Origin of the sequence: Pseudomonas sp. BF-B-26 (genome assembly GCF_019956495.1) — a bacterium.
GTDB lineage: Bacteria > Pseudomonadota > Gammaproteobacteria > Pseudomonadales > Pseudomonadaceae > Aquipseudomonas.
The window spans coordinates 1-10,526 of sequence record NZ_JAHBDP010000015.1 but is presented as its reverse complement, the minus strand read 5'-3'; the positions used below and the strand labels follow the sequence as shown (position 1 = coordinate 10,526).

At 61.0% G+C, this 10,526-nt stretch carries 10 protein-coding genes; 7 read left to right on the top strand and 3 right to left on the bottom strand.

The annotated features are described in order from the left end of the window. Positions 1 to 195 precede the first annotated feature (195 nt). The 3 genes from KGB03_RS01380 to KGB03_RS01370 all read left to right on the top strand — a co-directional run bounded on the left by KGB03_RS01380 (position 196) and on the right by KGB03_RS01370 (position 3,987). Positions 196 to 636: a c-type cytochrome gene (locus KGB03_RS01380; protein ID WP_010460184.1), complete on the top strand. Its 441-nt coding sequence runs from the start codon at positions 196 to 198 to the stop codon at positions 634 to 636. A 3-nt stretch (positions 637 to 639) separates the two neighbouring features. Then, on the top strand, positions 640 to 2,067 hold the full coding sequence (locus tag KGB03_RS01375; protein WP_111450212.1) for a cbb3-type cytochrome c oxidase subunit I: 1,428 nt from the start codon (positions 640 to 642) through the stop codon (positions 2,065 to 2,067). Positions 2,068 to 2,145: 78 nt separating this feature from the next. After that, positions 2,146 to 3,987: a nitric oxide reductase activation protein NorD gene (locus KGB03_RS01370; RefSeq protein ID WP_223526008.1), complete on the top strand. Its 1,842-nt coding sequence runs from the start codon at positions 2,146 to 2,148 to the stop codon at positions 3,985 to 3,987. A gap of 214 nt (positions 3,988 to 4,201) precedes the next feature. Here KGB03_RS01370 and KGB03_RS01365 read toward each other — a convergent pair whose 3' ends face one another. Further along, positions 4,202 to 4,402 (bottom strand): protein DnrP, encoded by a 201-nt coding sequence (locus KGB03_RS01365; RefSeq protein WP_223526001.1) that lies wholly within the window; start codon positions 4,400 to 4,402, stop codon positions 4,202 to 4,204. After that, on the bottom strand, positions 4,399 to 5,082 hold the full coding sequence (locus KGB03_RS01360; protein WP_218536984.1) for a Crp/Fnr family transcriptional regulator: 684 nt from the start codon (positions 5,080 to 5,082) through the stop codon (positions 4,399 to 4,401). The genes KGB03_RS01365 and KGB03_RS01360 overlap by 4 nt, the downstream gene beginning before the upstream one ends. Positions 5,083 to 5,589: 507 nt before the next feature. Here KGB03_RS01360 and KGB03_RS01355 point away from each other — a divergent pair. Further along, positions 5,590 to 6,780, top strand: a complete 1,191-nt coding sequence (locus KGB03_RS01355) for an NnrS family protein (protein ID WP_223526000.1) — start codon at positions 5,590 to 5,592, stop codon at positions 6,778 to 6,780. A gap of 25 nt (positions 6,781 to 6,805) precedes the next feature. After that, positions 6,806 to 7,246 (top strand): CopD family copper resistance protein, encoded by a 441-nt coding sequence (locus KGB03_RS01350; RefSeq protein WP_111450210.1) that lies wholly within the window; start codon positions 6,806 to 6,808, stop codon positions 7,244 to 7,246. 75 nt (positions 7,247 to 7,321) lie between these two features. On the opposite strand, the gene ytfE is transcribed toward KGB03_RS01350, so the two are convergent. After that, positions 7,322 to 7,996 carry an iron-sulfur cluster repair protein YtfE gene (ytfE, locus tag KGB03_RS01345; RefSeq protein WP_192408281.1) on the bottom strand — a complete coding sequence of 225 codons (675 nt, stop codon included), beginning with the start codon at positions 7,994 to 7,996 and terminating at the stop codon, positions 7,322 to 7,324. Between the two features lie 156 nt (positions 7,997 to 8,152). Here ytfE and norR point away from each other — a divergent pair, with 156 nt between their 5' ends. Together norR and pdxH are read left to right on the top strand one after the other, a co-directional pair. Beyond that, positions 8,153 to 9,682: a nitric oxide reductase transcriptional regulator NorR gene (gene norR / locus KGB03_RS01340; RefSeq protein WP_111450208.1), complete on the top strand. Its 1,530-nt coding sequence runs from the start codon at positions 8,153 to 8,155 to the stop codon at positions 9,680 to 9,682. A gap of 89 nt (positions 9,683 to 9,771) precedes the next feature. Further along, a complete protein-coding gene (gene pdxH / locus KGB03_RS01335; protein WP_223525991.1) occupies positions 9,772 to 10,419 on the top strand; it encodes a pyridoxamine 5'-phosphate oxidase in 648 nt (215 codons plus the stop codon). Positions 10,420 to 10,526: the final 107 nt, after the last annotated feature.

Sequence of the window (10,526 nt, the reverse complement as noted above, 5' to 3'; positions counted from 1 at the left end):
TATAAGAGACAGGGCGGTGTGTCAGGCACATCAATTGCGACTGACACACCGCCTTCGCGAGCAAGCCCGCTCCCACATTTGATTTGCGTCGTCGGCAATACCCGACCAAAACCATCTGCCTTTCTTGATCGCCATCAAGCAGGTTTCAACCCTTCGCTTCCTATCATGGACGGGCCAAGCAAAGAGGAAGCGACCATGTCAGAGACCTTCACCAAAGGCATGGCCAGGAATATCTACTTCGGGGGAAGCATCTTCTTCTTCCTGATATTCCTGGCCTTGACCTATCACACGGAACAGACCTTTCCGGCCCGCAGCAATGAAGCGCAGCTAACCGAATCAGTGGTGCGCGGCAAGTTGGTCTGGGAGCAAAACAATTGCATCGGCTGCCATACGCTGCTGGGCGAGGGCGCCTACTTCGCGCCTGAGCTGGGCAACGTGTTCCAGCGGCGCGGTGGGGAGGCGGGCTTCAAACCCTTTCTGCATGCCTGGATGAAAATGCAGCCACTGGGCGTACCGGGCCGACGCGCGATGCCGCAGTTCAAGTTGAGTGACCAGGAGGTGGATGACATCGCCGAGTTCCTCAAATGGAGCTCGAACATCAACACCAATGGCTGGCCGCCAAACAAGGAGGGCTAAGCGATGAGCATTGCTAATCCGCATCTGAAATTCGCCTCGCAAGCCGTGGCCAAACCGTACTTCGTGTTCGCCCTGATCCTGTTTCTCGGTCAGGTGCTGTTCGGTTTGATCATGGGCCTGCAATACGTGATAGGGGACTTTCTGTTCCCGATCATCCCCTTCAACGTGGCGCGGATGGTGCACACCAACCTGCTGATCGTCTGGCTGCTGTTCGGGTTCATGGGCGCCGCCTACTACCTGATTCCGGAAGAGGCCGACCGCGAACTGCACAGTCCGAAACTGGCGATCATCCTGTTTTGGGTATTCGCCGCCGCTGGCGTGCTGACGATCCTGGGCTACCTGCTGGTGCCATATGCCGGCCTGGCCAAGCTGACCCACAACGAGCTGCTGCCGACTATGGGACGAGAGTTCCTGGAACAGCCGACCATCACCAAGATGGGCATTGTGGTGGTGTGCCTGGGCTTCCTCTACAACATCGGCATGACCTTGCTCAAAGGTCGCAAGACCACCGTCAGCATGGTGATGATGACCGGGTTGATCGGGCTCGCGGTGTTCTTCCTGTTCTCCTTCTACAACCCCGGCAACCTGGCCCGCGACAAGTTCTACTGGTGGTGGGTCGTGCATCTTTGGGTAGAGGGCGTGTGGGAACTGATCATGGGTTCGATGCTCGCGTTTGTCCTGATCAAGATCACCGGTGTAGACCGGGAAGTCGTGGAGAAATGGCTGTATGTGATCATCGCCATGGCGCTGATAACGGGGATCATCGGTACCGGTCACCACTTCTTCTGGATCGGTGCGCCCGAGGTCTGGTTGTGGGTCGGTTCAATCTTCTCGGCACTCGAACCGCTACCGTTCCTGGCCATGGTGATCTTCGCTTTCAGCATGGTGAAGAACCGTCGCCGGCAACACCCGAACCGCGCCGCCACGCTGTGGGCCAAGGGCACTACGGTCACCGCGTTCTTCGGTGCAGGCGTCTGGGGTTTTCTGCACACCCTGGCACCGGTCAACTTCTACACCCATGGCTCGCAACTGACGGCTGCTCACGGTCACCTGGCCTTCTACGGTGCTTACGCGATGATCGTGATGACCTTGATCAGCTACGCCATGCCGCGATTGCGCGGGTTGGGTGAAGCGGCTGACGAGCGTTCGCAGACCTATGAAATCTGGGGCTTCTGGTTGATGACCCTGTCGATGGTGATGATCACGCTGTTCCTCACTGCTGCGGGTGTCGTGCAGGTCTACCTGCAACGCTGGCAGGTCGATGGAGTCGCGTTGCCATTCATGGCCACGGTGGAACATCTGCAAGTGTTGTTCTGGGCTCGTCTGGGTGCCGGTCTCGGGTTCTTCGCCGGGCTCGCGTGTTACCTGTTCAGCTTCAAGCAGCGTGGCCGCGCAGCCTTGCGCGCCCCGGCTGCGGTGGTTCCTTCATGAGCCGCTGTAACGGCTAGAAAAGGTCGGCCCGGCTGATACAGCGGGCCGTTTTTTTGCTTTACAAAAAGGGCAATGACCATGGCCTTTACCGTCGAATTGGAAGAGTGGGTCGGCAGCGTCTGGCATCGCTTCATCACCCGGCGCGCCAGCCCGGACTTCCCCGAAGCACGGGTCGAGCTGGCCAGCCAGCAACGACCACTGGCGCTGCTGTTTCGCGCCATGGGCGGCGCCAGTGGCATTGGTGTCGAAGCCGCCAGCGACCGCGACCTGCTGTTGCGACGCAACGTGCTGCAGCAGATCGCCGGCACTTGCAAGCAAGTGCCCTTGGCGTGGTGCGACGAGGCGAACCTGCGTCTGCCGTCGAGCCTGGCGGTGTTTCCTGAAGTCGCGCTGAACGAGGAACTCTATCGCTGGCTCGCATTGCTGGCGGCCCAGGCCGGGCAGATGCGGCACTGGGGTCGGGACAATCAACGCTGGACGCAACAGCTGTTGCGGCGCTATCCCGCGTTGCGTGCCCGGTACAAACGTTTGGTCGATGCCCATCTGCAACTACGCCCGGATCCGGCCACATTGAACACCGGCGAAGCGGCGCTGGAGCGGGCGTTATGCCAGGCGCTACGCGAGCCGGGCAGTGTCGAACATTTTCCCCGCAGCGAACGGGCCGCGTGGCCGCTGCCGCTGTGGCTGTACCCACCGCAAAACCTCGCCAGCCCGCAGGCTGCCGACCTCGGTGACGAGTCGGAAGAATCGCTGACGACCCCGCCCGGTGAGCAGAAAGGGGGAAGCAAACGCGCCAAGCGGATCGATGAAGGCAGCCGCGACGGCGGGTTGTTGATCGTGCGCCTGGAGAACCTGTTCAGCTGGACCGAACACGTCGACCTGGATCGCTGGTCAGACGACAGTGAAGACCCGGACGCGGCCAGAGTCGCTGAGGACCTCGACGAGTTGAGCCTGTCGCGCACCCGTCTGCGCAAGGGCGGCGGCCTCAAGCTGCACCTGGATCTGCCACCGGCCGATGTCGACGATATTCCCTTGGGCGAGGGCATCAAGCTGCCAGAGTGGGATTACCGCAAACAGCAGATGCAGGACAGCTTCGTCAACCTGCAAATGATGGTGCCCCGTGACTGCGAGGCGCAGTCATTGCCGCCACGGCTGAAGGCCTCGGCGCACCGTCTGCGCCGCCAGTTCGAGCACCTGCGCAATGATCGCCAATGGCTGCGCCAGCAACCTCAAGGGTCTGAACTGGACATGCAGGCCTGGCTGGATTTTCACGTCGAACGCGAGCATGGCCAGTGTGCGGAACGCGGTCTGTTCATGGAACAACGGCAGACGCGCCGCGACCTGGCGTGCCTGTTGCTGGCCGATGTGTCGATGTCCACCGACGCGCACTTGAACGATGAGCATCGGGTGATTGATGTGATCCGCGACAGCTTGTTGCTGTTCGGCGAAACCCTGTCGGTGCTGGGTGATGATTTCGCCCTGTACGGGTTTTCCTCACTGCGTCGTCATCAAGTGCGCATGCAGGAACTCAAGTCCTTCACCCAGCGTTATGACGACAACACCCGCGGTCGCATTCAAGGGCTCAAACCGGGGTATTACACCCGCATGGGCGCCGCCATCCGCCACGCCACCCAACTGCTGGGCAAGAGCAAACGCCGCAGCAAACTGTTGCTGCTGCTCACGGATGGCAAACCGAATGATCTGGATTTGTATGAGGGGCGCTACGGCGTTGAAGACACCCGCGAAGCGGTGCTGGAGGCGCGGCGCCAGGGGTTGACGCCGTTCTGTATCACGATTGACCGCGAGGCCGGGGATTACCTGCCGTACATGTTCGGCGCCAATGGCTACACCTTGATCCGCCAGCCCGAACAACTACCCCTGCGCTTGCCGCAGTTGTATCGCCAGCTGACCCAGCCGTGATCAACACACCGGGGAAATGGTAGACCTGTGGCGAGGGGACTTGTCCCCGTTGGACTGCGCAGCAGGCCCCTGCGGTCGATGCGCAATCAAGAGGGGCCGCTTCGCGACCCAACGGGGACAAGTCCCCTCGCCACAGGTCCACCCTGTTCCCGGTCCAAACAGGGCTGTGCTTCACAGGCGCGAGGGGGGGGGGATTGAACATTGCGGTGAGGCTTCAGGAGATGCTACGCGGCAGCCAGAAAAACATCGTCACGCAGAAGATCGTCAGGCCGATGCAGAACCACATGAATTGGCGCAGCCGGCGTTCCCCCGCCTGTGCCGCCAATGCCGGCAGGGGCATGCCGCATTGGCGGCACTCGGTTTCTTGTGCGGGGTTGGTGTGTTGGCAATACAAACAGACGGGCATGGCACTCACTCGAACTGTTCCAGGCGCAGACGATCGAGAATGGCGATCTGGCGGCCGTCCTGGGTGATGATGTTTTCATCGATCAGGCGACGGATGATCCGCGAAAAGGTTTCCGGCTGGATCGACAGATGCCCGGCAATCAATTGCTTGGCCATCGGCAGCTCGAATTGGCTGTCAACGGTTTGCTGGCGCACCAGTTGCGTCAGCAGATAGCGCACGACCCGGTGGGTGGCGTTTTTCAGGGACAGGGTTTCGATTTCGTTGACCCGCTGATGCAGGCGAACGCAGAGCTTGCCGAGCAACGCAAAGGTCAGCCGGCTATTGCTCTGCAGCAGGCGCATGTAGGTGTTGTTGGATATCCGATAGAGCTGAGTCGGGCAGATGGCTTCGGCCGAGGCCACATAATTCGGGGTGTCCATCAGCATCATCGCCTCGGCGAAGGTTTGCCGATCGCCGATCACCTCAAACACTTTCTCCTGCCCATCCGGTGTCAGGCGGTAGATTTTCACCGCACCGGCAATCACGAAATAGAACGAGTCTGCCGGCTCACCCTGGCGGAACAACGGTTCGCCCTTGTCGATGCTCAACAAGTGGCTGGTACTCATCAGTTCATCCAGCTGTTCTTCGTTCAACGGCTCGAACAAGTGATGACTGCGCAGAATCTGGTGATGGACACGATGAAGCACCATAAGAATTCATCCTGAAGATTGAGGAGGGGATAGCGATCAAGTCAAACGAGGCCCAGCGAGACGCCGCTGGCCAACGCCAGAACCGAGGTCAGCACCACAAACCAGGCCAGTGGCTGGATGACTTTTTTCATGACGACTCCTGGGGATCGAGAGGGACCAAAGTTTTTTTGATTGCTGAAAGCGTGAGCAAGACGCGGGCCATGCCTGGAGGCCCTTGTTTATTAGGGTTGTCAGAAAAGAGGGTAAAAACGACCACGAGGTTTAGGGTTTGAATAACCCTTTAATGGTTATTTCTACCCTGACTCGACCACCCCTGTGGGAGCCCGCTCGCTCCCACAGGGGGCAAGTCCTCTCACCACGGGGTTCGAATGAGCATCGGGGCACGCCCCTTGCACACTTGATCTGCGACAAAGGCAATTGATCGCCAATACCCGATCATTGCCCCCGGACTTACCTCGACGCATGTGGATTGGCGTCAGGTCAGCAGCAAGGTAAAGGAGTGGCTTTATGCAAGTGCTCGACCGCCGTAAAGCGATGGCCATCGCGCCGCTGTTACGTTTGGCCTTTCGGCCATTTTTCCTCGCCGGCTGCCTGTTGGCAGTGCTGGTCATTCCGCTCTGGCTGGCCGCCTTCAGTGGTGCGCTGTCCGGCTGGCAGCCGGCGGGTGGCTGGCTGGGCTGGCATCGACACGAATTGCTGTTCGGGTTCGGCCTGGCAATCATCGCAGGCTTTCTCCTGACGGCGGTGCAGACCTGGACCGGTCGTCCCGGCCTCAGCGGGCGACCCCTGGCCGCTCTGGCGCTGCTGTGGTTGTTGGCGCGCGTGGCCTGGCTGGTCAATGCGCCGTGGCCGGTGCTCGCGGTGCTGGAATTGGCGTTCCCGCTGGCGGTGGCCGCGCTCATGGGTTTCACCTTGTGGAAGGTGCGGCAGAAACGTAACTACCCGATTGCGGTGGTGCTGTTGTTGTTAGCGGCGGCCGACGGGTTGTCCCTGTACGGCCTCATCGAAGGTCATGAAGGCTGGCAGCGTCAAGGCGTGCTGACCGGCCTCTGGCTGGTGGCGGCGATGATGGGCTTGATCGGCGGGCGCGTCATTCCGTTTTTCATCCAGCGCGGCCTCGGCAAGGTCGATGGCGTGACCCCTTGGCCGTGGCTGGATTGGCTGCTGCTGATTGGCTCACCGCTGGTGGCGTTGTTATATGCCGCCGGACCTGCGCTTGACCCCAATCTCTGGGTCGGCCTGTTGTTTGTCGTGTTGGCCGCCGGGCACCTGGTGCGTCTGGTTCGCTGGCATGATCGCGCCCTCTGGCACGTGCCGTTGCTGTGGTCGTTGTACCTGGCGTATGCCTGGTTGGCGGTGGCCTGTCTTGCAATGGCGCTGTGGCATTTCGGTGCGCCGATCAATCCGAGTCTGGCGGTACATTGCCTGACCATCGGCGCCATGGGCGGCCTGGTGCTGGCGATGATCGCGCGGGTTAGCCTGGGCCACACCGGCCGAGCGCTGGAGCCTCCGTCGGGCATGACCCTGGCGTTCATTTTGCTCAACCTGGCGTGTCTGAGCCGGGTCGTGTTGATCCTGTTCTTTCCCCTGCCTGCGTTGTGGCTGGCCGGTCTGTGTTGGGTGCTGGCGTTTGTGCTGTACGCCTGGCGCTACGGGCCGATGCTGCTGCGGGCCCGGGTGGACGGCCATCCAGGCTAAGCAAGCGAACTGATGGAGGCTGCCAGTGTTATATCCCTTTTTACTGGTCACCCACTTACTGGCGGCGATTGCCTTCATCGGCACGCTGTTTTTCGAGGTGGTGATCTGGCACAACGCCCGCCAGCAAGTGGCGGTTACCGCGCAAACGGGCGCCGATCAAGCGATCGCGGTGCGTTCGCGCAAGGTGCTGCATGGCGTGGTGCTGCTGTTGTATGGCGCCGGCATCAGCCTGGCGTGGCAACACCGTGGCGTATTGAGTCAGCCGCTGGCGAGCAGTTTTGGCACGTTGCTGAGCCTGAAGATCATCCTGGCCCTGAGCATCATCGGCCATTACTTCCTGCTGGCGTACTGGCTGAAAAGCGCACGCCTGACCACGACCCGCGCCAGCTGGATTCGCCGCAGCATCCTCGGGCACATGGTGTTGATCGTGATCCTGGCCAAGGCCATGTTCTATTGGCACGGTTGATCGCCCGCCGTCCCTGACAGACAAAACCCGCGTCAACCGGAGGGTTGGCGCGGGTTGGGTGTGAGCTGCAATCGATCAGTGACGACGGTTCAAGGCGTTAACAAACAACACGTTGTTTTCCAGATGGATGTGTTGCATCAGGTCATCACGAAACTCCACCAGCCCACGATACAGGGCGCGCCAGGTATTACAGGCATCGGCTGGCGGGGTGATGTTGTTGGTCAGCGCGAGCAGCTTTTCGAGGGCTTCGCCATGTTGATCATGTTCAAAGCGCAGCACCTGGATCGGCGGCGCGGCCTGAGGGCCGATGCCCTGTTGCAGCATCGGGAACAGCACTTGTTCTTCCTTGAGCATGTGACCTTCGAGTTCTTGTTGCATGTCGGTCAGCAGATCGGCCAGGCCGTTGGGGCAGCTGCTGCGCGCACCGTGGACCTGCTCGACGCGACGGGCCAGGCGGATCAGTTCCGGCAGTTGCTCGCGATGGCGGGCGTGATAGCGCGCCAGAAGGTGGGCGATCAACAGCTCCGACGGTTCGCTGCGCCAGTCGTGTTGGGTTTCGCCGGTGTCTTGCAGCCGGTGCAGCGCATCGGCGATCAGCACCGGATCGAGGTCTTTGCCAGCGGCCGCTTCGCGCAGGCTTTTATGCCCGCCACAACAGAAGTCCAGTTTGAAGGTGTGAAAGATCCGCGTGGCGCCGGGAATATCGCAAGCCAGTTGGCCGAGGCTTTGTTCCAGTAGGGTCAGGCTCATCAGGGGGTTCCTTGTTTGGATTTCAACGGTTCCTCAGGCTCATTGCACCCGGCATGCCATCTTTAACGTATTGAAAAATATGGCTTAATTTTTAGTTGTGGTGATAGGCACCCGGACGCTTTAGGGTGAATCCAACCATAGAGGGTAATAACTACCATGCTGCGAGAAAGCCTGGCGGCCGACCTGATTGTCGAGTTGCCCAATGCTGTGCGGTTGCAACGATTGGTCCAGACCTTGCGCGAATACTTCAACAGTGGCGCCGTGGGATTGCTGCGTCTGGATGACGACAGCCTCAGGCCGGTGGCGACGGTGGGGCTGGTGCATGAAGCGTTGGGGCGTCGGTTTGTCATCGCCCAGCATCCGCGGCTGGCGGCGATCATGGCGTCGCGCGAACCCACCTGGTTCGAGCCCGACAGTCGCCTGCCGGACCCCTATGACGGCTTGCTCGACAATCACGCCGGCGAACCGATGCCCGTGCATGACTGCATGGGCGTGAGCCTGTACGTGGAGGGGCGGATCTGGGGCGCGATCACCCTCGATGCGCTGCACGCCGGGACTTTCGACAGCCGTGCGCGGGAAGAACTCAAGCGCTGCACCTTGCAGATCGAAGCCGCCGTGCGAGTCACCCGGCTCGAGCAGGAAAACCGCAGCCTGCGCTTGTCCCGCAGCGATATTCAAGACGTGCGCAGGCCAGCTGATGAAGGCGAAATCCTCGGGCAGAGCGAGGTGCTGCATCTGTTGCTCAATGAACTGGACGTGCTGGCCGATTCCGAGCTGCCGGTGTTGCTGTTGGGCGAGACCGGCGTCGGCAAAGAGCTGTTCGCCCGGCGCTTGCATCGTCTGTCGCGCCGCAGTCATAAGCCGCTGGTGCAGGTCAACTGCGCCGCGTTGCCGGAGTCTCTGGCAGAGAGTGAATTGTTCGGCCATGTCAAAGGCGCGTTTTCCGGCGCCACCAGTGACCGTGCCGGGCGTTTCGATGCGGCCAACGGTGGCACGCTGTTTCTCGACGAGGTCGGTGAATTGCCATTGGCCGTGCAAGCGAAGTTGCTGCGTACCCTGCAAAACGGCGAGATCCAGCGCCTCGGCGCCGACAAGCCGCTGCATGTCGATGTGCGCATCATCGCCGCGACCAATCGACACCTGCCGGACAGCATCCGCGACGGCTTGTTTCGGGCCGATCTGTATCACCGGCTCTCGGTGTACCCGGTGCCGATTCCGCCGCTGCGCGAGCGGGGTAATGACGTGTTGATGCTGGCCGGGCATTTCCTTGAACTTAATCGGGCACGGCTCGGTCTTCGCGGTTTGCGTCTGTCGCCGGCGGCCGAGCGTGCGCTGCTGACTTACAGTTGGCCGGGCAACGTGCGCGAGCTGGAACATGTGATCAGCCGGGCCGCGTTGAAGCAACTCAGTCGCGGCACCAGTCGTACGCTGATCATGACCCTGGAGCCCGAGATTCTGGACCTCGACAGTGCCATGGGTGGGCAGGGCGCGGTCGTCGAAAGTCCCCTGGACGTGACGGCTGATGAGCCGTTCCAGCCCCTGGGTGAAGCGGTCGATGATTACCAGCGCAAGAAAATCCTCCAGGCCTTGAGCCTGTCCGGGGAAAACTGGGCCAGCGCCGCGCGGATTCTGGAAGTCGACCCCAGCAACCTGCACAAACTGGCTCGGCGTCTGCGCCTTAAATAAGGCTGGGCGTGCCAAGTGTTGATGGTGATCAAGGTGCTGTTGCGCAGTGTGTCGCACACTGGGCAGAACCCTTTTTGGAGATCACCGTCATGCCCCTTTCCCTGGCACAGATGCGCCGCAACTACACCCTTTTTGGCCTGCAAGACGACTCGGCGCTGGAGGACCCGATAGCGATGTTCCGGCAATGGCTGCAACTGGCCCGCGACACCGAGCGCGCGCCTGTCGAAGCCAACAGCATGGTGTTGGCGACGGTCGACAGTGAAGGGCGCCCGCACGCCCGGGTCCTGCTGCTCAAGGGTTTGAGCGATGAAGGCTTCACATTCTTCGGTAATTACCAGAGCGACAAAGGCCAGCAACTGGCGGCCAACCCGCATGCCGCCATGACCTTTTTCTGGCCGGGGCTGGAGCGTCAGATACGTATCGAAGGCCAGGTCTCCAGGCTCGACGCGACGCTGTCGGATGCGTACTTCGATTCCCGCTCACAGGACAGTCGCCTGGGCGCCTGGGCTTCACCGCAAAGCCGGCCGCTGGCCAATCGGGCCGAGCTTGAATCGCTGTTGCTACAAACCACCCAACGTTTTGCCGGCAAGACCGTGCCGCGGCCCGAACATTGGGGCGGCTACTGCTTGCACCCTGAGCGTCTGGAGTTCTGGCAGGGCCGTGCCGACCGCTTGCATGATCGTCTCGATTACCGGTTGCGCGATGGCGTTTGGCAGCGAAATCGTTTGGCACCGTGATCGATCGTGCAAAGCATGTAGCGACGCAAATCAACTGTGGGAGCGGGCTTGCTCGCGAAGGCGGAGTGTCAGGCAACATCAATGGTGACTGACACACCGCTTTCGCG